Origin of the sequence: Streptomyces sp. MS06 (assembly GCF_047200655.1) — a bacterium.
Lineage (GTDB): Bacteria > Actinomycetota > Actinomycetes > Streptomycetales > Streptomycetaceae > Streptomyces.
This window is the reverse complement of sequence record NZ_JBJZOJ010000016.1, coordinates 94,403-118,420: the sequence shown is the minus strand read 5'-3', so window position 1 is coordinate 118,420 and position 24,018 is coordinate 94,403. Positions and strand designations below refer to the sequence as shown.

Below are 24,018 nucleotides of genomic sequence, written 5' to 3'. Positions count from 1 at the left end.
CCGGATGCGGTGGTCGGGGGACGGGTGGGCCTGGCAGTGTGGCACGTATGTGCGGACGGTACGCGGCTAGTCGCAGGCCCGAGGATCTCGCGGGCATCTTCGGGATCGAGAGATGGGAGCCGGAGGAGACCCTGGCACCCGACTACAACGTGGCGCCGACCAAAGAGGTCTTCGCCGTCCTGGACCGCCCTGTGAAGGACGCCGCGGACCCGCGGCCGGTTCGCCAGCTGCGCCGGCTGAAGTGGGGCCTGGTGCCGTCCTGGGCCAGGACGCCCGAGGGCGGCGCCCGGATGATCAACGCGCGTGCGGAGACGGTGCACGAGAAGCCGGCCTACCGCCGTGCCTTCACCGCACGGCGCTGCATCCTGCCCGCCGACGGCTACTACGAGTGGGTCACCGGCGGCCAGGAGCGGGAACTGGAGGTAGAGGGGAAGCGTAAGCGGCCGCGCAAGCAGCCGTACTTCGTGCTGCCCGCCGACGGGTCGGTGTTCGCGATGGCCGGACTGTACGAGTTCTGGCGGGACCGCACACTGCCCGACGACCATCCGCAGTCCTGGTGGGTGACCTGCTCGGTGATCACCACCGAGGCCGAGACCACACCGCTGGCCGTCGCACCGGCGCAGGGCCCGCGGTCACTGGCGGACATCCATCCGCGGATGCCGCTGATGCTCACCCCGGACCGCTGGGACGCCTGGCTGGACCCCTCCCGTACGGACTCCGGGGACCTGCGCGCGCTCCTGGCGGCCCCGCCCGCCGGCCTGATGCGCGCCTACCCGGTGTCCACGGCGGTCAGCAACGTCCGCAACAACGGTCCGGACCTGCTGAAGGAGCTCGCGGCGCCGGAGGAGGGCACACTCTTCTGATGTGACCGAGATCATCGCTGACCTGACCGAGACCGTCGAGACCGACGCGGGGCCGGCCCGCATCGGCTGGCACCGCGCCGAGCGGGCGCGCCTGGTGCTGGCCATGGGCCACGGTGCCGGCGGCGGCGTCGAGGCGAGGGACCTGACCGCCCTCGCCGGGGTGCTGCCCGCGCACGGGGTGAGCGTCGCTCTGGTGGAGCAACCCTGGCGGGTGGCCGGCCGGAAGGTGGCACCCGCGCCGAAGACCCTGGACACCGGCTGGCGCGGGGTCTGGCCGGCGCTGGCCGCGCCCGGGCTGCCGGTGATCGCCGGGGGCCGCAGCGCGGGCGCGCGGGTGGCCTGCCGCACGGCCGGCGAGCTCGGGGCGCACGCGGTGCTCGCGCTTTCCTTCCCGCTGCACCCGCCGGGCAGGCCGGAGAAGTCCCGGGGGGCGGAACTGCTGGGGGCGGGGGTGCCGACGCTCGTCGTGCAGGGCGGCAACGATCCGTTCGGGAAGCCGGCGGAGTTCCCGGCGGGGGAGTACCGGCTGATCGAAGTACCGCACGGAGACCACGGTTTCGCCGTGCCGCGGCGCGCGCCGACCACCCAGGAGGCGGCGCTGCGGATCATCACCGACGGCGTCGTGGAGTGGACCGCCTCGCTCGGCTGAGGCCCGGGGGGAATGCGGCGCGGCGGTGTGCTGTTGACGCGGGCAGAAGTGCTGGTGCTCCAGCATCGTCGTCGTAGGAGAGGAAGTCAGCCGCATGGGTTCGACCTTCTGCCCGTCTGCCGCCCGCCACCACCCCGTGGACGGGCTGCTCCCGGCAGAGCCCGACTCGAGCCGCAGCAGCCGTGCCGATCTGGACTGGACGGTGCTCCACGCGGCGAAGACGGCCCCGATTCGAGCGGCGACCGGCGCGGATCGACAGGCGGCCCCGACCTCGGGTCGTCTATCCTCCGATTCGAGTGGAGCCGCTCTCGGTTCCACCCGGAACTTTGAGGAGGTGGGTCCGGTCACCGGTACCGACGCAGGGACCGAGAACGGCCAGTCGGAGCTGCCCGAGGGCCAGGGCACCGGCGCGGGCGCGTCGCCGGACGCGGCGGAGTCGACCGCTGAGCGCAGTGCGCGCTTCGAACGGGACGCGCTGGAGTTCCTCGACCAGATGTACTCGGCCGCGCTGCGCATGACGCGCAACCCGGCCGACGCCGAGGACCTGGTGCAGGAGACCTACGCCAAGGCGTACGCGTCCTTCCACCAGTTCCGTGAGGGCACCAACCTCAAGGCGTGGCTGTACCGGATCCTCACCAACACCTTCATCAACTCCTACCGCAAGAAGCAGCGCGAACCGCAGCGCAGCGCGGCCGAGGAGATCGAGGACTGGCAGCTGGCCCGTGCCGAGTCGCACATGTCGACCGGTCTGCGCTCCGCGGAGTCGCAGGCCCTCGACCACCTGCCGGACTCGGATGTGAAGGAAGCGCTCCAGGCGATCCCCGAGGAGTTCCGCATCGCCGTCTATCTCGCGGACGTAGAGGGCTTTGCGTACAAGGAGATCGCGGACATCATGGGGACACCCATCGGGACGGTGATGTCCCGGCTGCACCGGGGCCGTCGTCAACTGCGCGGCATGCTGGAGGACTACGCCCGCGAGCGCGGTCTGGTCCCGGCCGGCGCCGGAGAGTCGAACGAAGCGAAAGGTTCGGGCTCATGAGCTGCGGAGAGCCGCACGAGACGGACTGCAGTGAGGTACTCGACCACCTGTACGAGTTCCTCGACAGCGAGATGCCGGACATCGATCGCGACAAGTTCGAGCAGCATTTCCGGGAGTGCTCGCCGTGCCTGGAGAAGTACGGCCTGGAGCAGGCCGTGAAGAAGCTGGTCAAGCGCTGCTGCGGGCATGACGACGTGCCCACCGACCTGCGCTCCAAGGTGATGGGGCGGATCGATCTGATCCGCTCCGGCCAGTCGGTGCCCGAGCACGATGTGACGGCCGCCCCCCAGGAGTCCTGACCGTCGCACCGGAGCGGGACGGACCGCGCCCTGCGGCGCCCGCCTCCCCTCCCGCGGACCGCGTCCCACGCGCATCGTGCCGCTGCTGCTCTGCCGAGTTCCGCGGCACCTGCCGTGCGCCCGGCTCGGTGGGCCCGTTCGCTCCGGTTTCGGCTCGCCGCCGTGCGGGAAGCGCCCCTCCCGTGCCTCCGGTGTCCGCGCGGCCGGGCGGTCCTTCCCCGGTCCGGGCACCCTGTGGTGTGGTGTGGTGCGGTGCGGGAGGCAGGCCGTGTGACATGCGCCGCACGGCCCCGGTGCACGGTCCGTGACCGGTGACGGTGCCCCGTGTGGCGCGCGCGGACGGTGGGGCCGCCTCCTCGCACCCTTCGGTGACTCCGGCCGGGGCGGCAGTCTGCGCGGCGACGGTCTGACCTTGCCCGTGCCGGGGTAACCCATGGGTAATGAGCGCCCTCGCCGCCGTACGTGGTTGGATGCGAGGGAGAAGGGTGCCCGGGGGCACAGGCCAGCCCACTGAAGCACGAAGCGGAACTGGCAGGCGGGAATCGTGAGGATCTTCGGCAAGGTACGGCACCGGCCCTCCGCCTCCTGGCGGCAGGCCACCGACCGCGCGTTCACGCTGATCGGCGACGGCCGTTACGAGGACGCGGGGGCGCTGCTGACCCGTGCGGCGGACCTGGAGCCCTGGCTGTCGGAGTCCTGGTTCAACCTCGCCCTGCTGCACAAGTTCCGGCACGACTGGGAGCAGGCCCGCACGGCCGGTCTGCGCGCGGTGGCGCTGCTCGACCGGGAGGCCGGGGCCCCCGACTGGTGGAACGTCGGTATCGCTGCCACCGCCCTGCAGGACTGGCCGCTGGCCCGGCGCGCCTGGCAGGCGTACGGGCTGCCGGTGCCCGGGGGCGCCTCCCGCCCGCCGTCGGGCGGGGCCGCCGCCGGTGAGCCCGTCGGCATGGAGCTGGGCAGTGCGGCGGTGCGGCTGTCGCCGGAGGGCGAGGCCGAGGTCGTGTGGGGGCGCCGCCTGGACCCCGCCCGGATCGAGGTGCTGTCCATTCCGCTGCCGTCCTCCGGGCGGCGCTGGGGCGAGGTCGTGCTGCACGACGGCGTCCCGCACGGGGAGCGGACCACGTCCGCCGGGCACTCCTTCCCGGTCTTCGACGAGATCGAGCTGTGGGCCCCCTCCCCGGTTCCCACCTGGGTGGTCCTCATCGAGGCCGCCACCGAGGCCGACCGGGACGCCCTGGAGCAGCTCGCCGCCGACGCCGGGTTCGCCGCCGAGGACTGGTCGTCCTCCGTCCGGCTGCTGTGCCGGATGTGTTCGGAGTCCCGGATGCCCTCCGACGAGGGCGACGGGGAGCACCTCGACCCGCACGACCACAGCGAGCCGGGCCATCCCGGCCCCCTCGGCCACCGCACCGACGGGCAGCTCTGGGTGCCGGAGCGGGAGTGCGGGGTGGCCGCACCCGCCTCTCTGGTGCGGGGCCTGCTGGACGGGTGGGTGGCGGACAGTCCTGATTCCCGGGAGTGGCGGGACCTGGAAGAGGTCTGCTGAGCCACACGGCGGCGCTGAGCACCTTAGGCTGTACGGGCGGATCCGCTCCGCACGGTTTCGTCGCAGGTTTTCAGGTCGCAGGAAGGCGTACGTCGGTCATGGCGCAGCAGGACACCGATCAGCAGCACGGGGGCGTGCTCCCCGTGGACGACGAGGGCTTCGTCATCGACACCGAGGACTGCGAGCAGCGGGAGGCGGCCTACCAGGAGCGCGGCACCTCGCGGCCGATCACGGTGGTCGGGAACCCGGTGCTGCACCAGGAGTGCAAGGACGTCACCGAGTTCGACGACGCGCTGCGCACCCTGGTCGACGACATGTTCGCGTCGCAGCGCACCGCGGAGGGCGTGGGGCTGGCCGCGAACCAGATCGGCGTGGACGCGAAGGTCTTCGTCTACGACTGCCCCGACGACCAGGGCGTGCGCCACGTCGGCGTGGTGTGCAACCCGAAGCTCGTCGAACTGCCCGCGGACCGGCGTCGGCTGGACGACAGCAACGAGGGCTGCCTGTCGGTGCCGTCGGCGTACATGTCGCTGGCCCGCCCCGACTACGCCGAGGTGACCGGGCAGGACGAGCGCGGCAACCCGATCAGGGTGCGCGGCACCGGTTACTTCGCGCGGTGTCTGCAGCACGAGACGGACCACCTCTACGGCTCCCTCTACCTCGACCGGCTGTCCAAGCGCGAGCGCAAGGACGCGCTGCGGCAGATGGCCGAGAACGAGCCGCGCTACCCCGTGGTCGCCAACGACTGAGGCACCGCCCACGGGTGAACGGCAGGCTCCTGCCGAGCCCCCGGCGTACCGGTGAACGGCGCCCGTCCGGCCTGCTCCGGCCGGACGGGCGCCGTTCGGCTGTCCGCGGCACGTCCGGCCCGGCGCCGGGTGCGGGTCGCCGACCCGCACCCGAAAACGAAGGCCCCTCAGCAGCCGCATAGAGGGAGATTCTCGGCATGATGGGGTAGTGAATGAAGCAAATCCGTTCCCAGAACGGTCAGTTGTGGTGCTGAATGGGAAGGGCGGGTAGAGCCAACCGCGTACGCCCGGCACAGCGGAGGGGCGTACGCTCACCGGCGGCCGAGAGGGGTAGTTCGTGCACGCTTTCCCGGAGAGCACCACATGTGGAGACACGGCGGTGCGTGCGAGGCCGGCGGTCCCGGCGTCGCTCGCTCTCGAGGTGATCGAGGAGAGGTTTCCCCGGCAACTGCACCCTTATTGGCCGAAGCTTCAGGAGAAGACGCGGACCTGGCTGCTCGAAAAGCGGCTCATGCCGGTCGACAAGGTCGCCGAATATGCCGACGGCTTGTGCTACACGGACCTCATGGCGGGCTACTACCTCGGCGCCTCCGACGAGGTCCTGCAGGCGGTCGCCGACTACAGCGCGTGGTTCTTCGTCTGGGACGACCGGCACGACCGGGACATCGTGCACGGCCGCGCGGACGCCTGGCGGCGATTGCACGGGCGCCTGCACAGGGCGCTGGACTCCCCCCAGGAGCATCTGCACCACGAGGATCCGCTGGTCGCGGGCCTCGCGGACGCGGTGAGCCGGCTGTACTCGTTCCTGGCGCCGACGTGGAACGCCCGCTTCACCCGGCACTTCCACGCGGTCATCGACGCCTACGACCGGGAGTTCCGCAACCGGACCGAGGGCATCGTCCCGACGGTCGAGGAATACCTGGAACTGCGCAGGCTCACCTTCGCGCACCGTATCTGGACGGACCTGCTGGAACCCAGCGCCGGCCGCGAACTCCCGGACCGTGTGAGAAAAGCCCCGGCCTATCGGCGGGCGGCCCTGCTGAGCCAGGAATTCGCCGCCTGGTACAACGACCTCTGCTCGCTGCCCAAGGAGATAGCGGGCGACGAGGTGCACAATCTCGGAATCAGTCTCATCACCCATGAACGGCTGACTCTGGAAGAGGCGGTGGAAGATCTCAGACGGCGCGTCGAGGACTGCGTATCGGAATTCCTCGTCGCCGAGCGGGACGCGCTGAGAATGGCCGGCGAACTCGACGACGGAACGGTGCAGGGAAAAGAGCTGAGCGCCGCCGTGCGGGCCTGTCTGGCGAATATGCGGAACTGGTTCAGTTCCGTCTACTGGTTCCACCACGAATCCGGCCGGTACATGGTCGACAGCTGGGACGACCGGTCCACGCCCCCGTACGTCAACAACGAAGCGGCAGGTGAGAAATGACCGTCGAGTCGGTGAAGCCCGAGACCCCCGAGACCCCGGAGACCCCCGAGACCCCGGAGGCCTCGCGGGCGACGAAGACCCCGAGGACGGCGCAGGGCACGGACGCCCCCGAGGGGCAGGCGCTCAGGGAGCCCCCCGTCGCGGGCGGCGCGGTCCCGGTCCTCGGACACGGCTGGAGGCTGCTGCGGGACCCCCTGGCCTTCATGTCCCAGCTGCGCGACCACGGCGAGGTGGTACGCCTGCGGCTGGGCCCGAAGACGGTGTACGCCGTCACCACCCCCGCGCTCACCGGGGCGCTCGCCCTCAACCCCGACTACCACATCGCCGGACCGCTCTGGGACTCTCTGGAGGGCCTGCTGGGCAAGGAGGGCGTGGCCACCGCCAACGGACCGCGCCACCGCCGCCAGCGGCGCACCATCCAGCCCGCCTTCCGGCTGGGCGCGATACCGGCCTACGGGTCGATCATGGAGGAGGAGGCGCACGCGCTCACCGAGCGCTGGCAGCCCGGCCGGACCGTCGACTGCACCGCCGAGTCCTTCCGCGTCGCCGTGCGCATCGCGGCCCGCTGCCTGCTGCGCGGCGACTACATGGACGAGCGCGCCGAGCGGCTGTGCAACGCGCTCGCCACCGTCTTCCGCGGCATGTACCGGCGCATGGTCGTCCCGCTCGGTCCGCTCTACCGGCTACCGCTTCCGGCCAACCGCGAATTCAACCGGGCGCTGGCCGATTTGCACCTCCTCGTCGACGAGATCGTCGCCGAACGGCGGGCATCCGGTCAAAAGCCGGACGATTTGCTGACGGCATTGCTGTCGGCCGCGGACGAAAACGGCGACCCCATCGGTGAACAGGAGATCCACGACCAGGTCGTCGCGATACTCACCCCCGGAAGCGAAACCGTCGCCTCCACGATCATGTGGCTGCTCCAGTCGCTCGCCGAACACCCGGAACACGCCGACCGGGTGCGCGACGAAGTGGAATCCGTCACCGGCGGCCGGCCCGTGGCATTCGAGGACGTCCGCGAGCTCCGGCACACCAACAATGTCGTCGTCGAGTCCATGCGTTTGCGCCCCGCGGTATGGATATTGACGCGGCGGGCGGTCACCGACACGGAACTGGGTGGCTACCGCATTCCGGCCGGAGCCGACGTCGTCTACAGCCCGTACGCCATCCAGCGCGACGAGCGGTCCTACGCCCGCAACCTGGACTTCGACCCCGACCGCTGGCTCCCCGAGCGCGCCAAGGAGGTACCGAAACACGCCATGAGCCCGTTCAGCGTCGGCAACCGCAAGTGCCCCAGCGACCACTTCTCGATGGCCCAACTCAGCCTCATCACGGCGGCGCTGGCGACGAAGTACCGCTTCGAGCAGGTCGACGGCTCCGACGACACCACCCGGGTCGGCATCACCCTGCGTCCGCAACGGCTGCTGCTGACCCCGGTCCCCCGCTGAACGGCGAACGCGCCCGGGGCGCTCAGGCCGCGGTCTCGCCCGCCCCGGGCCCCCGGAAGGTGCGCCGGTAGGCGTTCGGGGTGGTGCCCAGCGCACGCATGAACTGGTGCCGCAGCGCCGCCGCCGTACCGAAACCGGTGCGCCCGGCTATCGCGTCCACCGTCTCGTCCGTCGCCTCCAGCAACTCCTGCGCCCGGAGCACCCGCTGGCGCAGCAGCCACCGGTACGGAGTGGTACCGGTCTCCTGTTGGAAGCGGCGGGCGAAGGTGCGCGGCGCCATGTGCGCGCGGGCAGCCAGCAGTTCGACGGTGATCTCCTCGTCGAGATGCCGCTCCAGCCAGGACAGCACCCCGCCGACCGTGTCGCACCGCGACCGGGGCAGCGGCCGTGCGATGTACTGCGCCTGGCCGCCGTCCCGGTGCGGCGGTACGACCATCCGGCGCGCGATCCTGTTGGCGACCTCCGGGCCCTGCTCCTTGCGGACCAGGTGCAGGCAGGCGTCGATGCCGGCGGCCGAGCCGGCGGAGGTGATCACCGGGTCCTCGTCGACGTAGAGCACGTCCTGCTCGATCACCGCCTCGGGGAACCGCCGGGCCAGGGTCTCCGCGTGCCGCCAGTGCGCGGCGCAGCGCCGCCCGTCCAGCAGTCCGGCGGCGCCCAGCACGAACACCCCGGAGCACACGCTGAGCACCCGGGCGCCCCGGTCCACGGCCCGCCGCAGGGACGCGAGCAGGGCGGGCGGATAGGCCGAGCAGATGTTCGCGTCCGAGGCCGGCACGGTGATCAGGTCGGCCTCCTCCAGCCGGTCCAGGCCGTAGGGGGTGGCGAGGGTGAAGCCGGGGACGTGCGTGTTCAGCGAGGGGCCCTGCGCCGAGACCACCGCGAAGTCGTACACCGGGAGCCCCTCGTCGCTGCGGTCGAGGCCGAACACCTCGCACACCACGCCCAGTTCGAAGGGGTGCACCCCGTCCAGCAGCACGGCCGCCACGTTCTTCAGCATGCGTCCAGTGTGCCCCCCGGTTGGCAGGAATTGGAAGATGTGCGGCAGCCCTGCCACTGTCCGGGGTGTCCCGGGTGGACGACCCTTACGGCATGAACGCATTCCTCGGAACGCTCACCGTCCTCGCCCTCGCCCTCCTCGTCGCGGCCCCGGCGCTCGTGGGACTCCGCCGCGAGCGCCGGATCGACCGCGCACTGCGCGAGGCGGCTCAGAAGTCCTCGTCCAGGTCGACGGTGCCCTCCACCGCCACCTGGTACGCGGACGGGCGCCGCTCGAAGAAGTTGGTCAGCTCCTGAACCCCCTGGAGCTCCATGAAGGAGAACGGGTTCTCCGACCCGTACACCGGGGCGAAACCGAGCCGGGTCAGACGCTGGTCGGCGACGCACTCCAGATACTGCCGCATCGACTCGGTGTTCATGCCCGGCAGGCCGTCACCGCACAGGTCGCGCGCGAACTGCAGCTCGGCCTCCACGGCCTCCCGCAGCATGTCCGTGACCTGCTGCCGGAGCGCGTCGTCGAACAGGTCCGGCTCCTCCTTGCGGACGGTGTCCACGACGTCGAAGGCGAACGACATGTGCATCGTCTCGTCGCGGAACACCCAGTTGGTGCCGGTGGCCAGGCCGTGCAGCAGGCCGCGGCTGCGCAGCCAGTAGACGTAGGCGAAGGCGCCGTAGAAGAACAAGCCCTCGATGCACGCGGCGAAGCAGATCAGGTTGAGCAGGAACCGGCGGCGGTCCGCCCGGGTTCGGAGCCGCTCGACGTCCTCCACCGAGTCCATCCACCGGAAGCAGAACTGCGCCTTCTCGCGGATCGAGGGGATGTTCTCGATCGCCGCGAACGCGGCGGCCCGCTCCTTGGGGTCGGGCAGGTAGGTGTCCAGCAGCGTCAGGTAGAACTGGACGTGGACGGCCTCCTCGAACAGCTGCCGGCTCAGGTAGAGCCGCGCCTCGGGGGAGTTGATGTGCTTGTACAGCGTGAGCACCAGGTTGTTGGCGACGATCGAGTCGCCGGTCGCGAAGAACGCGACCAGCCGGCCGATGAGGTGCTGTTCGCCCGGGCTGAGCCTGGCGAGGTCGGCGACGTCCGAGTGCAGGTCGACCTCCTCCACCGTCCAGGTGTTCTTGATCGCGTCCCGGTAGCGCTCGTAGAAGTCCGGGTAGCGCATGGGGCGCAGGGTCAGCTCGAAGCCCGGGTCGAGGAGGCTCCGGTCGCGGTCGGCGACGGCCGTGCCGTCGGGGGCCCCGCTGCCGGCGGTGGGGTCGCTGCCGCCGGTGCGGTCGGTGCGGTCGGTGCCGCCGGTGCGGTCGGTGCTGGCGGGTTCGGTCATCACTGGCAGGCCTCGCAGGACTCGGGATTCTCCAGGGAGCAGGCGACCGGGTCCGGGTCGGCCTGCTGGACGGGGACGGCGGCGCGTGCCGCGCGGGCGATCCGGGTCGCCGGACGGGAGCGCAGGTAGTACGTGGTCTTGAGCCCGGACTTCCAGGCGTAGGCGTACATCGAGGAGAGCTTGCCGATGGTCGGCGTCTCCAGGAACAGGTTCAGCGACTGGGACTGGTCCAGGAACGGGGTCCGCGCGGCGGCCATGTCGATCAGGCCGCGCTGCGGGATCTCCCACACCGTGCGGTACAGCCGGCGCACCTCCTCGGGGATCCAGGCGAAGTCCTGCACCGATCCGCTCGCCTCGCGCAGCGCCTCGCGGGTGCGGGCGTCCCACACGCCGAGCTTCTTCAGGTCCTCCACCAGATAGGAGTTGACCTGCAGGAACTCACCGGACAGGGTCTCGCGCTTGAACAGGTTGGACACCTGCGGCTCGATGCACTCGTACGCTCCCGCGATGGAGGCGATGGTGGCGGTCGGTGCGATGGCGAGCAGCAGCGAGTTGCGCAGGCCGGTGGCGGCGATCCGCTCCCGCAGCGCCGTCCAGCGCTCCGGCCAGGCCGGCTCGACGGCGTCGTAGTGGTCGGGGTGCAGCACGCCCCGGGCCGTACGGGTCTTCTCCCAGGCCGGCAGCGGCCCGTCCCGCTCGGCGAGGTCGGCGGACGCCTCGTACGCGGCGAGCATGATGCGCTCGGCGATGCGGGTGGACAGCCGCTGCGCCTCGGGCGAGTCGAACGGCAGCCGCAGCTTGAAGAACACGTCCTGCAGTCCCATGGCGCCGAGTCCGACCGGGCGCCACCGCGCGTTGGAGCGGCCCGCCTGCTCGGTCGGGTAGTAGTTGATGTCGACGACCCGGTCGAGGAAGGTGACCGCGGTGCGGACGGCGGCGTCGAGCCGCTCCCAGTCGAGTGCGTCGCCGTCCACGAAGGCGCCGAGGTTGACCGAGCCCAGGTTGCAGACCGCCGTCTCGCCGTCGTCGGTGACCTCCAGGATCTCGGTGCAGAGGTTGGAGGAGTGGACGACGTGCCCCGGCTCGGCCGTCTGGTTGGCGGTGCGGTTGGCGGTGTCCTTGAAGGTCATCCAGCCGTTGCCGGTCTGCGCGAGGGTGCGCATCATGCGCCCGTAGAGGTCCCGGGCGGGCAGGGTCCGGCGGGCGAGTCCCGCGGCCTCGGCCCTGCGGTACGCCGCGTCGAACTCCTCGCCCCACAGGTCCACCAGCTCCGGCACGTCGGCGGGGGAGAACAGGGACCAGGACCGGTCGGCGCTCACCCGGCGCATGAACTCGTCCGGGACCCAGTGCGCGAGGTTCAGGTTGTGCGTCCGGCGGGCGTCCTCGCCGGTGTTGTCGCGCAGTTCCAGGAACTCCTCGACGTCCGCGTGCCAGGTCTCCAGGTAGACCGCGGCGGCGCCCTTGCGCCGGCCGCCCTGGTTCACGGCGGCGACCGAGGCGTCGAGCGTCTTCAGGAACGGGACGATGCCGCCTGAGTGCCCGTTGGTTCCGCGGATCAGCGAACCCCGCGCGCGGATCCGGGAGTACGCCAGCCCGATGCCACCGGCGTGCTTGGACAGCCGTGCGACCTGGTGGTAGCGCTCGTAGATCGAGTCCAGCTCGTCCCGCGGGGAGTCCAGCAGGTAGCAGGACGACATCTGCGGGTGCCGGGTGCCGGAGTTGAACAGGGTGGGGGAGGAGGGCAGGTAGTCGAGCCGGCTCATCAGCCGGTGCAGCGCGGCCACCTCGTCCACGGCCCGCTCGGTGTCGTTCTCCGCCAGGCCGGCGGCCACCCGCAGCAGGAAGTGCTGGGGCGTCTCGATCACCTTGCGGGTGGTCGGGTGCCGCAGCAGGTAGCGGCTGTGCAGGGTGCGCAGCCCGAAGTAGCCGAAGCGGTCGTCCGCCCGCGGGTCGATCAGCGCGTCGAGCCGGGCCCCGTGCAGCCGTACGAACTCCGCGGTCCGGTCGGCGATCAGCCCCTCGCGGTGTCCGACCGCGATCGACTGGGTGAAGGCCGCCACGTCCTGGGAGGCGGCCTCGGCGCGGATGCCGAGGGTCAGCAGGCGGGCGGCCAGCCGCGAGTAGGCGGGATCCTCGGAGATCAGGCCGGCTGCGGCCTCCGTGGCCAGCTCGCGCAGCTCGGACCCGTCCGCCCGGGCGGACCTGCCGCGCAGCGCGGCGGCCGCGACCCGGCCGGGGTCGGTGTCGGGCAGGTCGGCGGTCAGCTCGGTGAGGGTGCGCAGCAGCGCGGCCCCCGGGGCGTCGTCCTCCGGGTGGGCGGCTGGGGCCGGATCGGCTGGCGCGATGGTCACTCGGGGCTCTCCCTCGCTCGGCGCGGGGCCTGAGGGCAGGGGGCAGCACACGAGCGCACGGGGCGTCGCGTCCACCGGCCCATTCCGCGAGGCCCGGACGTCAGGGCACGCCGGCCGGACGGCCGGGTGCGCCGTCGGCAGGTCCTCGGACTGACCCCCGCGCGCGGAGAGGCGCACGGGTACACCGTTGCGGGACAGTTCCGGACTCGCACCGGATTCCCCTGCGGCGACAGCGAGCATGAGCATACATCTTGTGTCGCCCTGTCGCGTCACCCCCACATGTTGTGTCCCGGTGGTGTCAGAGCGTCAGGGCGTATGTCAGCAGCACCAGATCGTCCAGCTCCGGGAGCGGATTCCAGTCCCGCTCGGGCGTGCGGACGAAGCCCAGGCGTTCGTAGATCCGGTGCGCGGCGTGCATGGCGGCCTGGGTCGACAGCACGACCCCGGAGCAGCCGCCGGTCCCGCGGGCGCGGTCGACGCAGGCGCGGACGAGCGCCTCGCCGGTGCCGCGGCCGCGCGCCTCCCGCGCGACGGCGAGCATGCGGATCTCCGCCTCCCCGGGGCCCGCTATGTCGGCCATCGGCCCGCCGCGGGCGACGAAGGTGACACCGCCGAGCACGCGGCCGTCCTCCACCGCGACCAGCACCTCGGCCGCGGCCGCCCGCTTGGCCGTGTCCCTCAGTTCCGCGAGGTAGGGGTCGTCCTCGCCGAAGTCCAGCAACCCGTCCCCCAGGTACGCCCGGGCGGTGATCTCGCCCAGGGCCGGGAGCTCGGCGGGGCGGGCGCGGCGGATGCGGATGTCCATGGTGCGAGTGTGCACGACGGGTACGACAACGGGCCGCCGGTTTTCCGTGCCCCGGCGGCCCGCTGTCGCTGCGGTGGGGTCAGTTCCCGGCGCCGGCCGTGGCCGGCGGCAGCTCCACCTGGACGCCGGGGTCGCCCGCGTCCGCCGTGTAGTCCGCCGGCACCGTCTCGTCGACGCCCTCGGGAGCCTTGACCGCCTTGAGCACGAACGTCAGGACCACGGTGACCGCGATGTTCAGGACGAACGCCGTCAGGCCGATGTAGCCGATCTCCCCGATCCCGGGGATCTCCTTGGAGGAGCCGCCGAAGTGCGCCTTCGTCGGGGAGGCGACACCGTAGGCCGCGACCGTGCCGTACAGCATGCCGGCCGCCCAGCCGGCCAGCAGGGCCCAGCGGTGGAACCAGCGGCTGAACAGGCCGCCGACCAGGGCCGGGAAGGTCTGCAGGATCCAGATGCCGCCCAGCAGCTGGAAGTTGATCGCCACCGTCTTGTCCATGGTCAGGACGAAGACCAGGGCGCCGACCTTGACGAGCAGGGAGACGATCTTGGAGACGCGGGTCTCCTGCGCGGCCGTGGCGTCCGGCTTGATGAAGTCCTTGTAGACGTTGCGGGTGAACAGGTTCGCGGCCGCGATCGACATGATCGCCGCCGGGACCAGCGCCCCGATGCCGATCGCCGCGAACGCCACGCCCGTGAACCAGTCCGGGAACATGTTCTCGAACAGCTGCGGGATCGCCAGCTGGCCGTTGTCCACCTTCACCCCGGCCGCGATCGCCATGAAGCCCAGCAGGGCCAGCAGTCCGAGCATCAGGGAGTACAGCGGGAGGATGGTGGTGTTGCGGCGGATCACCTCGCGGCTGCGGGAGGACAGCGTCGCGGTGACCGAGTGCGGGTACATGAACAGGGCGAGTGCGGAGCCGAGCGCCAGCGTCGCGTACGCCCACTGCCCGCCCGCCGCCGGGATCAGGCCGCCCTTGCCGGAGGCGGCGAACTTGTCGCCCGCCGCCGCGAAGATGTCGTCGAAGCCGCCCAGCTTGATCGGGATGTAGATGATCGCGACCGCGATGACGATGTAGATCAGCGCGTCCTTCACGAACGCGATCAGGGCCGGGGCGCGGAGCCCGGACGAGTAGGTGTACGCGGCCAGCACACCGAAGGCGATGAGCAGCGGCAGGTCCTTGACGAACCAGTTCGAGCTGTCGCCGCCGCCGACCCCCAGCACGTCCAGCACCGCCTGGATGCCGACCAGTTGCAGCGCGATGTACGGCATCGTCGCGAGGATGCCGGTGAGTGCCACCGCCAGCGACAGGCCCTTCGAGCCGAAGCGGCCGCGCACGAAGTCCGAAGTGGTGACGTAGCCGTGCCGGTGCGAGACCGACCAGAGGCGCGGCAGGAAGGTGAAGATCAGCGGATAGACCAGGATGGTGTACGGCACGGCGAAGAAGCCCGCCGCGCCCAGGCTGTAGATCGCCGCGGGCACGGCCACGAACGTGTAGGCCGTGTACAGGTCGCCGCCGAGCAGGAACCAGGTGATCCAGGTGCCGAAGGACCTGCCGCCCAGGCCCCACTCGTCGAGGCTGTGCGCGTTGTCGGCCTTGCGCCAGCGGGCGGCCAGGAAGCCCATGGCCGTGACGAGGAGGAAGAAGAAGAGGAAGACGCCGAGCGCGACGCCGTTGACGCCGTCCTTCACTGCTCCGCACCCCCGTCCGTGTTCCGGGAGCGGCGTCCGCGCTGGTCACGCTGCCAGAGCCAGTACGCGGCCACCGTCAGCGCGGTGGCGACGACCACCCACAGCATCTGGTACCAGTAGAAGAACGGGATGCCGACGAAGGACGGGTCCGTCCTGGTGTACGACCCGACCCACAGCATCGCCACGAACGGTGCGACGAGGCACAGGCCGATGGCGACGCGCGCGGGCGTCACCACCGGATCTCTGCTCACTTGCGGGGCATCTGACATCTGGTGACTCCGTCCCCTCGCTGACCACCTGGGCGTTGATCACTGTTGCAACGCGCAGGCAATCTAGAAGACGGTGTCACGCAGCGGAAGACCTCGGCGCCGATTGGCTCACGGCGCGTCCCCGGGGACTCCGGGCGCCGGTGGTTCCCGACACGCCCCGCGGGCGTTATTCCTGAGGGCGCTTCAGCCGCGCGACGAACTTGTAGCGGTCGCCGCGGTAGACCGACCGCACCCACTCCACCGGGTCGCCCTCCCGGTCCAGCGAGTGGCGGGAGAGCATCAGCATCGGCAGGCCCACGTCGGTGCCGAGCAGCCCGGCCTCGCGGGGGGTGGCCAGCGAGGTCTCGATGGTCTCCTCGGCCTCGGCCAGGTGCACGTCGTAGACCTCGGCGAGCGCGGTGTACAGGGACGTGTACTTCACCAGGCTCCGCCGCAGCGCGGGGAAGCGCTTGGCGGACAGGTGGGTGGTCTCGATGGCCATCGGCTCGCCGTTCGCCATGCGCAGGCGCTCGATGCGCAGTACCCGTCCGCCGGTGCTGATGCCGAGCAGTCCGGCGAGGGTGTCGTCGGCGGTGATGTAGCCGATGTCCAGGAGCTGGGAGGTCGGCTCCAGGCCCTGGGCGCGCATGTCCTCGGTGTACGAGGTCAGCTGCAGGGTCTGCGAGACCTTCGGCTTGGCGACGAAGGTGCCCTTGCCCTGGATGCGCTCCAGCCGGCCCTCGACCACCAGCTCCTGCAGGGCCTGCCGGACCGTGGTGCGCGAGGTGTCGAACTCCGCCGCCAGGGTCCGCTCGGGCGGGACCGGTGTGCCCGGCGGCATGGTCTCGGTCATGTCGAGCAGGTGCTTCTTCAGGCGGTAGTACTTGGGCACGCGCGCGGTACGGACGTTCGCCCCGTTCTCGTTCTCCGCACTGCTGACGTCGGTGCTCATGCTCTGCCTTCCCGGCTCCGGGTGCCGAAGCGACCGACACCCCATCGGCCGCGGCTCACATCGTGGCACGGCTTCGCGTCTGGGGGACCCACGTGGGTGCCTCCGCACGCTACGTGATCTCCCTTGTATACCGTCGGCACCCCCTTTGGTCTAGTCCAAGACGGCGTGCCGGGGGCTCAGAGGCCCTGCCAGTGCGGCTTGTGGGCGTAGGTGTGCCGGAAGTAGTCGGCGAGCTTCAGTCTGGAGGCGGCGCCCTCGTCGACGACGACCGTGGCGTGCGGGTGGAGCTGGAGCGCGGAGGCCGGGCAGACCGCGGCGACCGGTCCCTCCACGGTCGCCGCGACGGCGTCCGCCTTGCCCTCGCCGGTGGCGAGCAGTACCAGGTGCCGGGCCTCCAGGATGGTGCCGATGCCCTGCGTGATCACGTGGTGCGGCACCTGTTCGATGTCGCCCTCGAAGAAGCGTGCGTTGTCCACGCGGGTCTGCTCGGTCAGTGTCTTGATGCGGGTGCGGGAGGCGAGCGAGGAGCACGGTTCGTTGAAGCCGATGTGCCCGTCGGTGCCGATGCCGAGCAGTTGCAGGTCCACTCCGCCGGCCGTCGCCAGCGCCCGGTCGTAGTCCTCGCACGCCGCCTGTACGTCCTCGGCCGCGCCGTCGGGGCCCAGGAACCTCTCCATCGGGATGCCGAGCGGTTCGAGCACCTCCCGGCGGAGCACCGAGCGGTACGACTCCGGGTGTTCGGCGGGCAGTCCCACGTACTCGTCGAGCTGGGCGACTCGCGCCCGGGAGGTGTCGGCGCCGCCGGCCCGCACCCGGGCCGAGAGTGCCCGGTAGACGGGCAGCGGGGTGGAGCCGGTGGCGACGCCCAGCAGGGCGTCCGGCTTCTGCCGCAGTAGCCGCGCCATGGCCTCGGCGATCAGATCGCCGCCCGACTCGGCGTCCGGAACGATGACAACTTCCACGCTGGCCTGCCGTTCTGAAGAGGGGACTCGGGTGGGCTCGGGAGGGCCCGGACGGGCCCGTGTGGTTTAGACCAATCTAACAGAGGAGGGCTCCGTCGCCCAGGACCCCGGGATCGCCCCGCCGCCGTGCGGCGCACGGTGCGACGGGCCGTCCTCACGCCTCCCGGAGCCGGTTGCGGACGGGCGTGCGACGGCGCACGGCGCGGGGAATCGGTGGTGCCCGCGGAATTCGCGGTGACCAGCTGTCCCCAGATGCGGCCCGGGCGGGCTAGGCTGCCTGAGGACGGAATGGTGCGGCGGAGCCCCGCGGAGGCGGCGGTGACCGCCGAAGCCGGTTCCGACGCATGGACAGCGCAGAGTGGTCTAGTCCACAATGCGTATGGAGAACGCGCAAGGGAGCGCGAACCAACGAGCCTCCGCCTTCCCCGCACAGGAGGGCGGACCGAGGAACCGGAGCTCTCTGCCCTGACTGCCCCGGCTCCTCGCCCTTCGGCCGACCGGGACCGCACACCCCACGGCCGATGTTGCTCCGGGCTGCGGTGCCGGGAGGGTTGAGGGTCCCTCTCAGGCGCCGCGGCCCGCGGGTGTTTTTCCGGCCCGCACGGCCGCGCGGGTACGCTCGCTGACGTGCCCTCCATGAACGAGCTGGTCCGCCAGCACACCGCCCTCGGGGATTCCGACCTCGAGTGGCTCCACCTGCTGGTCTCGGAGTGGCAGCTGCTCTCCGACCTCTCCTTCGCGGATCTCGTGCTCTGGGTGCCCACCAGTGACGGCACCCGCTACGTCTCCATCGCCCAGATGCGCCCCAACACCGGTCCGACCTCCTACCAGGACGACATGGTGGGGCATCTGGTGCCGCGCGGCCGCCGTCCCATGCTGGACGCGGCGCTCGACGAGGGCCGCATCGTGCGCGAGGGCGACCCGGAGTGGCGCGAGGAGGTCCCGGTGCGGGTGGAGTCCATCCCCGTGCGCCGGGAGGGCCGCGTCCTCGGCGTCATCGCCCGCAACACCAACCTGCTCACCGTGCGCACCCCCAGCCGGCTGGAGCTCACCTATCTGCAGAGCGCCTCCGACCTCGCGCAGATGATCGCCGCCGGAGCCTTCCCGTTCCCGGACCAGCAGGTCGACATGGACGCCTCGCCGCGGGTCGGCGACGGCCTGGTCCGCCTCGACGCCGAGGGCATCGTCCAGTACGCCTCCCCGAACGCGCTGTCGGCCTTCCACCGCATGGGCCTCGCCGCCGACCTGGTCGGCCAGCACCTGGGGCGGACCACCGCCGAGCTGGCTCCGACCCGGGGGCCGGTGGACGAGGCGCTCGCCAAGGTCGCCAGCGGCTGGGCGCCCCGCGAGTTCGAGATCGAGGCCCACGACGGGGTGATCCAGTTCCGGGCCATCCCGCTGAAGCCGAAGGGCACCCGCATCGGCTCGCTGGTACTGCTCCGGGACGTCACCGAACTGCGCCGCCGCGAACGTGAGTTGATCACCAAGGACGCCACCATCCGGGAGATCCACCACCGGGTGAAGAACAACCTCCAGACGGTCGCGGCGCTGCTGCGCCTCCAGGCCCGACGCATCGAGTCGGAGCGGGGGAGGGAGGCGCTGGAGGAGGCCGTGCGGCGGGTCGGCTCGATCGCGATCGTGCACGAGACCCTGTCGCAGAACCTCGACGAGCGCGTGGAGTTCGACGAGATCGCCGACCGGGTGCTGGCGATGGTCGCCGAGATCGCCCCGGGCAAGGTCACCGGCCGGCGCACCGGCCGCTTCGGCATCCTGGACGCCGAGGTGGCCACTCCGCTGTCGATGGTGCTGACCGAGGTGCTGCAGAACGCCCTGGAGCACGGCTTCAGCGACGGGGACACCGGAACCGTCGAGGTCTCGGCGGTGCGCGGCGGCACCACCAGGGAGGGCCGGCTGCTGGTCACCGTCCAGGACGACGGGGTGGGCCTGCCCGAGGGCTTCGATCCGCACCGCTCGGGAAATCTGGGGCTGCAGATCGTACGGACCCTGGTGGAGGGCGAGTTGGGTGGCACCTTCGACATGGTGCCGGCGCCGGAGCGGGGCACGCAGGTGGTCCTGGACCTTCCGGTGCGTTCGCAGAAGTAGGACGGAGCCGCGCGGCGCCGTGGTCGGGCCGGCCGGGCGGACCACGGCCCGGCCGGACGGCCGAGGCTGGTGCGGCCCGTCGCGCGGGAGCCGGGGCGGCGCGGACGGTGCGGGGCAGCAAAAAGCCCCGGACCGCCATGGGTCCGAGGCCAGTGCTCGTTGCTGCTCTGCAAGTGTTGCTAAGCGCATCGGTTACTGCGCGCTGCGGCTCGGGGGCGGGAGAAGCGCACGCACCGGGCACGAGAGATGCCGTCCGGCGTGCGCGCCGCCAAGCTCAGGCTGTCAGCTGGGGTGGAATCGTCAGGCGGAGGCCTGACGGGCCCGGTTGCGGGCGGCGCGGCGCTTCATGGCGCGGCGCTCGTCCTCGCTGAGGCCACCCCAGACGCCGGAGTCCTGACCGGACTCGAGCGCCCACTGCAGACACTGCTCGATCACCGGGCAGCGACGGCAGACGGCCTTGGCTTCCTCGATCTGCAGCAGCGCAGGACCGGTGTTGCCGATGGGGAAGAAGAGCTCGGGGTCTTCCTCGCGGCAAACGGCGTTGTGACGCCAGTCCATGGCTGCTACCTCTCCTGGGTTCTCCGTACGTATGACGTACAGGTGCTTGTGAATGTGAACGCTTTCACGAATCCCTCAACAAGTGAAGGGCCGACCGCCAGGTGACCTGGCCGTGGTCCTGTGGTGTGGAGAGGGATTCCGGTGATCTGTGGAGGCCGGTGTTGCGGGCCGTCCCGATCGCCACGTAGAGACTCGCAAACCTCAGCGGCGGATACAACCCCTTCCGGAAAGTTTTTTTTGATTCTTCGGTGTCGACTGCGTCACAGCCGTACTTCCATGGGGTGGACCCTGGCCTAAACGTTCGAGTGAAAGGACTTTGGCCCCTTCCACTCACACAATCACACGCAGTGCACGGCGTACGCCTGTGAACGTCACGCTGGTACGCAGCCCCAGATGGTCACCGTCCATCTGAAGGGGTAGCGGCACCTTCGAATGCAAGGTGAACTGGTCCAGGTCGTGCAGGGAGACCGCATGTCTGCCCCGCGGGCCCCGCTCGGGGGACGAAGTGAGCAACTGGGTGCCATACCGGGCGACCGCGGCGGTGGACAGGCGGCGCAGGCCGAAGAGATCGAGCCCGGTGTCGAAGGACGCCTCGGGGGAGGCGTAGATGGGGCGATTGCCCAGGAACGTCCACGGAGAGGTGTTCGAGACTATGGACAGCACCAGGTCGGTGACCGGGTCCTCGCCCGGCCGCTCCAGGCTGATCACACCGTGTCGCCGGTTCGGCTCGCCCAGCAGCTGGCGCACCACCTGGCGCACGTAGAGCGCGTGCGTCGACCTCCTGCCGCGCTCGCGGTGCTGCTCCACCCGGCCGACCACTCCCGCGTCGAAGCCGAGCCCCGCGTTGAAGGTGAACCAGCGCTCCGGCACCGCCTCGTCCTCCGTGCCGGGCGTGCCCGTGGCCCGCCCCAGGCCGACCGTGCGCTCGCTGCCCTCGCGCAGCGCGTCCAGCAGCGCGCCGGTCGCCTCGACCGCGTCGTTCGGCAGGCCGAGGGCGCGGGCGAAGACGTTGGTCGAACCACCGGGGACCACCGCGAGACCGGGCAGCCGGTCGGGCGCGGGTCCGTCGTGCAGCAGTCCGTTGACCACCTCGTTGACCGTGCCGTCGCCGCCGAGGGCCACCACCATGTCGACGTCGTCGCTCAGCGCGGCCTGGCGGCCCAGGTCGCGCGCGTGCCCGCGGTACTCGGTGGTGACCGCCTCCAGCTTCATCTCGCTGGCGAGCGCGTGGATCAGTACGTCACGTGTGCGCGCACTGGTCGTCGTTGCCGCCGGATTGACCACGAGAAGTGCACGCATGGGTTGCAGGGTACCTACTGGGCGGTACCCGGCCCAGGGCGAGGTGGGCAACGTGCGGGGGGCGGTGCGGTGCCGGTGGCCCGGGTCGCGCCGTCCCGCGGCGGGCTACCCTGCTGGGGTGAGCAGCGAGCAGACCCCCACCACCCCCCGGGACCCGGAGACCGCCGGACCGCGCCCGCGGCGCCTGACGTACGCCGCCGCACTGGCCGGACTGGAAGGGGCCGCGCTGGCGGCCGGCGGGATGTGGATGCTCGTCGCCGGCCTGACGGGCCGGCCGGACGACCGCCAGCAGGCCGTCACCGGCGGCGTGACCCTGATCGTGCTCGCGCTGCTGCCGCTGCTCGCCGCCCGCGGGCTGCTGGCCCGCCGCAGCTGGAGCCGGGGCCCGGCCGTCATCACCCAGATCATGGCGCTGCCGGTGGCCTACAACCTGCTGGTCTCCGACGGCAACGGCATCCCGGTGGGCATCGTGCTGGCCGCGGTCGCGGTCACCGCGCTGGTCCTGCTGGTGAACGGGGAGACCACCCGGGCCCTCGGGATCCGGGGGCCCGGCCGGACGCCGAGGTAGACCGGCGGCGCGCGGTTCGTGCGTACGGGGGACGCCCCGTACGGTCACTCCTCCACCAGCAGCTTCTCCCGTAGCTGCGCCAGCGTGCGGGCGAGAAGCCGGGAGACGTGCATCTGGGAGATGCCGACCTCCTGCGCGATCTGCGACTGGGTCATGTTGCCGAAGAAGCGCAGCAGCAGGATCCGCTTCTCACGCGGTGGAAGGTCCTCCAGCAGCGGTTTGAGTGACTCCCGGTACTCCACCCCCTCCAGCGCCTCGTCCTCGGCGCCGAGGGTGTCGGCGACCGCGGGCGACTCGTCGTCGGTGTCGGGGACGTCCAGGGACAGCGTGGAGTAGGCGTTGGCCGACTCCAGGCCCTCCAGGACCTCCTCCTCCGAGATGGCCAGCTTCTCGGCGAGCTCGTGGACGGTGGGGGAGCGGCCGTGCAACTGCGACAGCTCGGCCGTCGCCGTGGTCAGCGCCAGGCGCAGCTCCTGCAGCCGGCGCGGCACCCGTACCGCCCAGCCCTTGTCGCGGAAGTGCCGCTTGATCTCGCCGACGACCGTCGGGGTCGCGTACGTGGAGAACTCCACCCCGCGATCCGGGTCGAAGCGGTCCACCGACTTGATCAGGCCGATGGTGGCGACCTGGGTGAGGTCGTCCAGCGGCTCGCCGCGGTTGCGGAAGCGGCGCGCGAGGTGCTCCACCAGCGGCAGGTGCATGCGGACCAGCCGGTTGCGCAGCTCCGCGTACTCCGGACCGCCCTGCGGCAGCGCCCGCAGTTGGACGAACAGCGCCCGTGCGCCGCTGCGGTCCTGCGGACCCTGCGGCGCGCCGTGCCCGGTGTGCGCACCCGGCGCGTCGCCCTCGGCGTGTCGCTCGTGCTCGCTCATCGTCCCGCCCGCTGCCCTTCCCCGAGCCCTCGCTCTCTCCCCCGCTCCCGGCCTCGCTCGAGTGGGGGCGCCACCACGGCCCGGGGCGTCCCCGGGCCGTGCGTCCCCGGGCGCCTCGCGGGCGCTGCCGGCCCGCCTCCGCGGGCTCTCCTCCGGCTGGTTCGCCGCAGGCTCGTCCTGCGGATGCGGCCGGGCCTGCTCGGGGATCCCGTCGACGCCGCCGGCGGTGTGCCGGGTACCGCTCGTCCCGGGGGCACCCTCGGTCGGCAGCTTCCGTGTGCCGCGTTCCTCGTCCCGCACCGGCCCGTCCCCGTCCTTCACGCCGGCCCGGGTCCCGCGCCGCGCTGTTTGTAGAGGCTGATCGAAACGGTCCTGTCCTCGTCCACGGCGGAGGAGACCTTCCCCGCGAGAGCGGACAGGACGGTCCAGGCGAAGGTGTCCCGCGAGGGGGCGTGTCCATCCGTGGTCGGTGCCGAGACGGTCACCTCCAGTGAGTCGTCCACGAGCCGGAAGACGCAGGAGAGGACCGAGCCGGGCACGGCCTGCTGGAGCAGGATCGCGCACGCCTCGTCCACCGCGATGCGCAGGTCCTCGATCTCGTCGAGGGTGAAGTCCAAACGGGCCGCGAGTCCGGCCGTGGCCGTGCGCAGCACCGACAGGTAGGCCCCCGCGGCCGGCAGCCGAACTTCCACGAAGTCCTGGGTCACGGGCTCGCCGTCGATCTGGGACACCCTCACCTCCAAGGTGGTACGAGCTGTTCGGGGCCGGGGGTCGCCCCCCGGGGTAACGCGAAGTGTGGTTCAGCGGTGACGCTATCGCGCCCTGAACATTCCTGTCCCCGGGACCCCGACCAGTTTCCGTCACTCATAGTAAAACTCCGAACACGCTCCGTGGCTAGAGGGTGGGCGTGCCCAATTCGGAAGAGCGTGCGCCGGGTTGACGTACCCAGGCGCCAGACGCTCGAACCGTACCCGCCGGTCACACCAGCACGTGGTCGACGAAGCACCAGCGCCAGTCCTCACCCGGCTCGAAGGTCCGCATCACCGGGTGCCCGGACGCGGCGTGGTGGGCCGTCGCGTGCCGTCCCGGCGAGGAATCGCAGCAGGCCACGTGCCCGCAGGTGAGGCACAGCCGCAACTGCACCGGGTGCGAGCCATCGTGCACACACTGCTGACACGTCTCGCCGAGCGGCTCCGGTTCCGGGTACGGGAGCATCTCCGCGTGCGCGCACTGTTTCATGATTGCCAGGTTACGA

General features: G+C 71.3%; 24 protein-coding genes and 1 riboswitch. Of the genes, 11 read left to right on the top strand and 13 right to left on the bottom strand.

Annotated features, from left to right (window positions below; all coding sequences use genetic code 11):
• The first annotated feature begins 47 nt into the window (after nt 1-47).
• The 8 genes from ACL02U_RS11395 to ACL02U_RS11360 all read left to right on the top strand — a co-directional run bounded on the left by ACL02U_RS11395 (nt 48) and on the right by ACL02U_RS11360 (nt 8,028).
• Entirely contained in the window at nt 48-863 is an 816-nt protein-coding gene (locus ACL02U_RS11395; RefSeq protein ID WP_412790603.1) for an SOS response-associated peptidase, read from the top strand.
• Between the two features lie 22 nt (nt 864-885).
• Nucleotides 886-1,512: an alpha/beta family hydrolase gene (locus tag ACL02U_RS11390; protein WP_412790622.1), complete on the top strand. Its 627-nt coding sequence runs from the start codon at nt 886-888 to the stop codon at nt 1,510-1,512.
• 334 nt (nt 1,513-1,846) lie between these two features.
• A complete protein-coding gene (gene sigR, locus ACL02U_RS11385) occupies nt 1,847-2,551 on the top strand; it encodes an RNA polymerase sigma factor SigR (protein ID WP_412790602.1) in 705 nt (234 codons plus the stop codon).
• Nucleotides 2,548-2,850, top strand: coding sequence for a mycothiol system anti-sigma-R factor (gene rsrA / locus ACL02U_RS11380; RefSeq protein ID WP_412790601.1), 303 nt, complete (start codon nt 2,548-2,550; stop codon nt 2,848-2,850). Before sigR ends, rsrA begins: the two co-directional genes overlap by 4 nt.
• Before the next feature lie 544 nt (nt 2,851-3,394).
• Nucleotides 3,395-4,396 (top strand): tetratricopeptide repeat protein, encoded by a 1,002-nt coding sequence (locus tag ACL02U_RS11375; protein ID WP_412790600.1) that lies wholly within the window; start codon nt 3,395-3,397, stop codon nt 4,394-4,396.
• A gap of 98 nt (nt 4,397-4,494) precedes the next feature.
• Nucleotides 4,495-5,145, top strand: coding sequence for a peptide deformylase (gene def, locus ACL02U_RS11370; RefSeq protein WP_412790599.1), 651 nt, complete (start codon nt 4,495-4,497; stop codon nt 5,143-5,145).
• A 337-nt stretch (nt 5,146-5,482) separates the two neighbouring features.
• On the top strand, nt 5,483-6,580 hold the full coding sequence (gene cyc1, locus ACL02U_RS11365; RefSeq protein WP_412790598.1) for an epi-isozizaene synthase: 1,098 nt from the start codon (nt 5,483-5,485) through the stop codon (nt 6,578-6,580).
• Nucleotides 6,577-8,028, top strand: a complete 1,452-nt coding sequence (locus ACL02U_RS11360; RefSeq protein WP_412790597.1) for a cytochrome P450 — start codon at nt 6,577-6,579, stop codon at nt 8,026-8,028. The genes cyc1 and ACL02U_RS11360 overlap by 4 nt, the downstream gene beginning before the upstream one ends.
• Before the next feature lie 22 nt (nt 8,029-8,050).
• On the opposite strand, the gene ACL02U_RS11355 is transcribed toward ACL02U_RS11360, so the two are convergent.
• On the bottom strand, nt 8,051-9,028 hold the full coding sequence (locus ACL02U_RS11355; RefSeq protein ID WP_412790596.1) for a helix-turn-helix domain-containing protein: 978 nt from the start codon (nt 9,026-9,028) through the stop codon (nt 8,051-8,053).
• Between the two features lie 92 nt (nt 9,029-9,120).
• Here ACL02U_RS11355 and ACL02U_RS11350 point away from each other — a divergent pair, with 92 nt between their 5' ends.
• Nucleotides 9,121-9,324: a hypothetical protein gene (locus ACL02U_RS11350; RefSeq protein ID WP_412790595.1), complete on the top strand. Its 204-nt coding sequence runs from the start codon at nt 9,121-9,123 to the stop codon at nt 9,322-9,324.
• Here ACL02U_RS11350 and ACL02U_RS11345 read toward each other — a convergent pair.
• The 7 genes from ACL02U_RS11345 to nagB form a co-directional block, all read right to left on the bottom strand.
• Complete coding sequence (locus ACL02U_RS11345) at nt 9,237-10,193, bottom strand: ribonucleotide-diphosphate reductase subunit beta (RefSeq protein ID WP_412790621.1); 957 nt, start codon at nt 10,191-10,193, stop codon at nt 9,237-9,239. The two genes, ACL02U_RS11350 and ACL02U_RS11345, sit on opposite strands and share 88 nt — an antisense overlap.
• Nucleotides 10,194-10,354: 161 nt before the next feature.
• Nucleotides 10,355-12,706 (bottom strand): ribonucleoside-diphosphate reductase subunit alpha, encoded by a 2,352-nt coding sequence (locus tag ACL02U_RS11340; protein WP_412790594.1) that lies wholly within the window; start codon nt 12,704-12,706, stop codon nt 10,355-10,357.
• A gap of 140 nt (nt 12,707-12,846) precedes the next feature.
• A riboswitch (cobalamin riboswitch) is annotated at nt 12,847-12,927 on the bottom strand.
• A 77-nt stretch (nt 12,928-13,004) separates the two neighbouring features.
• On the bottom strand, nt 13,005-13,511 hold the full coding sequence (locus ACL02U_RS11335) for a GNAT family N-acetyltransferase (RefSeq protein ID WP_412790593.1): 507 nt from the start codon (nt 13,509-13,511) through the stop codon (nt 13,005-13,007).
• Between the two features lie 79 nt (nt 13,512-13,590).
• Nucleotides 13,591-15,201 carry a monocarboxylate uptake permease MctP gene (gene mctP, locus ACL02U_RS11330; protein ID WP_412790592.1) on the bottom strand — a complete coding sequence of 537 codons (1,611 nt, stop codon included), beginning with the start codon at nt 15,199-15,201 and terminating at the stop codon, nt 13,591-13,593.
• Nucleotides 15,198-15,470 carry a DUF3311 domain-containing protein gene (locus ACL02U_RS11325; protein WP_412790591.1) on the bottom strand — a complete coding sequence of 91 codons (273 nt, stop codon included), beginning with the start codon at nt 15,468-15,470 and terminating at the stop codon, nt 15,198-15,200. The genes mctP and ACL02U_RS11325 overlap by 4 nt, the downstream gene beginning before the upstream one ends.
• A 166-nt stretch (nt 15,471-15,636) precedes the next feature.
• A complete protein-coding gene (locus tag ACL02U_RS11320) occupies nt 15,637-16,401 on the bottom strand; it encodes a GntR family transcriptional regulator (RefSeq protein WP_412790590.1) in 765 nt (254 codons plus the stop codon).
• A gap of 176 nt (nt 16,402-16,577) precedes the next feature.
• Nucleotides 16,578-17,363 (bottom strand): glucosamine-6-phosphate deaminase, encoded by a 786-nt coding sequence (gene nagB, locus ACL02U_RS11315; protein WP_412790589.1) that lies wholly within the window; start codon nt 17,361-17,363, stop codon nt 16,578-16,580.
• Between the two features lie 627 nt (nt 17,364-17,990).
• On the opposite strand from nagB, the gene ACL02U_RS11310 reads away from it, so the two are divergent.
• The gene (locus ACL02U_RS11310) at nt 17,991-19,466 is read left to right on the top strand and encodes a sensor histidine kinase (RefSeq protein WP_412790588.1); all 1,476 of its coding nucleotides are present in this window, start codon (nt 17,991-17,993) and stop codon (nt 19,464-19,466) included.
• Nucleotides 19,467-19,766: 300 nt separating this feature from the next.
• Here ACL02U_RS11310 and ACL02U_RS11305 read toward each other — a convergent pair whose 3' ends face one another.
• The gene (locus ACL02U_RS11305) at nt 19,767-20,024 is read right to left on the bottom strand and encodes a WhiB family transcriptional regulator (RefSeq protein ID WP_003992873.1); all 258 of its coding nucleotides are present in this window, start codon (nt 20,022-20,024) and stop codon (nt 19,767-19,769) included.
• Between the two features lie 330 nt (nt 20,025-20,354).
• Complete coding sequence (locus ACL02U_RS11300) at nt 20,355-21,323, bottom strand: diacylglycerol/lipid kinase family protein (RefSeq protein WP_412790587.1); 969 nt, start codon at nt 21,321-21,323, stop codon at nt 20,355-20,357.
• Nucleotides 21,324-21,441: 118 nt separating this feature from the next.
• Between ACL02U_RS11300 and ACL02U_RS11295 the strand changes: the two genes are divergently transcribed.
• Nucleotides 21,442-21,891, top strand: a complete 450-nt coding sequence (locus ACL02U_RS11295) for a hypothetical protein (RefSeq protein ID WP_412790586.1) — start codon at nt 21,442-21,444, stop codon at nt 21,889-21,891.
• 44 nt (nt 21,892-21,935) lie between these two features.
• On the opposite strand, the gene ACL02U_RS11290 is transcribed toward ACL02U_RS11295, so the two are convergent.
• The 3 genes from ACL02U_RS11290 to ACL02U_RS11280 all read right to left on the bottom strand — a co-directional run bounded on the left by ACL02U_RS11290 (nt 21,936) and on the right by ACL02U_RS11280 (nt 24,002).
• Complete coding sequence (locus tag ACL02U_RS11290; RefSeq protein ID WP_412790585.1) at nt 21,936-23,084, bottom strand: SigB/SigF/SigG family RNA polymerase sigma factor; 1,149 nt, start codon at nt 23,082-23,084, stop codon at nt 21,936-21,938.
• The gene (locus ACL02U_RS11285) at nt 23,081-23,494 is read right to left on the bottom strand and encodes an anti-sigma regulatory factor (protein WP_412790584.1); all 414 of its coding nucleotides are present in this window, start codon (nt 23,492-23,494) and stop codon (nt 23,081-23,083) included. Before ACL02U_RS11285 ends, ACL02U_RS11290 begins: the two co-directional genes overlap by 4 nt.
• Nucleotides 23,495-23,741: 247 nt before the next feature.
• Nucleotides 23,742-24,002 (bottom strand): UBP-type zinc finger domain-containing protein, encoded by a 261-nt coding sequence (locus ACL02U_RS11280; protein ID WP_412790583.1) that lies wholly within the window; start codon nt 24,000-24,002, stop codon nt 23,742-23,744.
• Nucleotides 24,003-24,018: the final 16 nt, after the last annotated feature.

Excerpts from the sequence above, each read along its gene's own strand:
- ACL02U_RS11395 (WP_412790603.1), top strand. The coding sequence starts at position 48 with ATGTGCGGACGGTACGCGGCTAGTCGCAGGCCCGAGGATCTCGCGGGC.
- rsrA (WP_412790601.1), top strand. The coding sequence starts at position 2,548 with ATGAGCTGCGGAGAGCCGCACGAGACGGACTGCAGTGAGGTACTCGAC.
- def (WP_412790599.1), top strand. The coding sequence starts at position 4,495 with ATGGCGCAGCAGGACACCGATCAGCAGCACGGGGGCGTGCTCCCCGTG.
- ACL02U_RS11360 (WP_412790597.1), top strand. The coding sequence starts at position 6,577 with ATGACCGTCGAGTCGGTGAAGCCCGAGACCCCCGAGACCCCGGAGACC.
- ACL02U_RS11355 (WP_412790596.1), bottom strand. The coding sequence starts at position 9,028 with ATGCTGAAGAACGTGGCGGCCGTGCTGCTGGACGGGGTGCACCCCTTC.
- ACL02U_RS11350 (WP_412790595.1), top strand. The coding sequence starts at position 9,121 with ATGAACGCATTCCTCGGAACGCTCACCGTCCTCGCCCTCGCCCTCCTC.
- ACL02U_RS11345 (WP_412790621.1), bottom strand. The coding sequence starts at position 10,193 with ATGCGCTACCCGGACTTCTACGAGCGCTACCGGGACGCGATCAAGAAC.
- ACL02U_RS11335 (WP_412790593.1), bottom strand. The coding sequence starts at position 13,511 with ATGGACATCCGCATCCGCCGCGCCCGCCCCGCCGAGCTCCCGGCCCTG.
- ACL02U_RS11325 (WP_412790591.1), bottom strand. The coding sequence starts at position 15,470 with ATGTCAGATGCCCCGCAAGTGAGCAGAGATCCGGTGGTGACGCCCGCG.
- ACL02U_RS11320 (WP_412790590.1), bottom strand. The coding sequence starts at position 16,401 with ATGAGCACCGACGTCAGCAGTGCGGAGAACGAGAACGGGGCGAACGTC.
- ACL02U_RS11305 (WP_003992873.1), bottom strand. The coding sequence starts at position 20,024 with ATGGACTGGCGTCACAACGCCGTTTGCCGCGAGGAAGACCCCGAGCTC.
- ACL02U_RS11300 (WP_412790587.1), bottom strand. The coding sequence starts at position 21,323 with ATGCGTGCACTTCTCGTGGTCAATCCGGCGGCAACGACGACCAGTGCG.
- ACL02U_RS11280 (WP_412790583.1), bottom strand. The coding sequence starts at position 24,002 with ATGAAACAGTGCGCGCACGCGGAGATGCTCCCGTACCCGGAACCGGAG.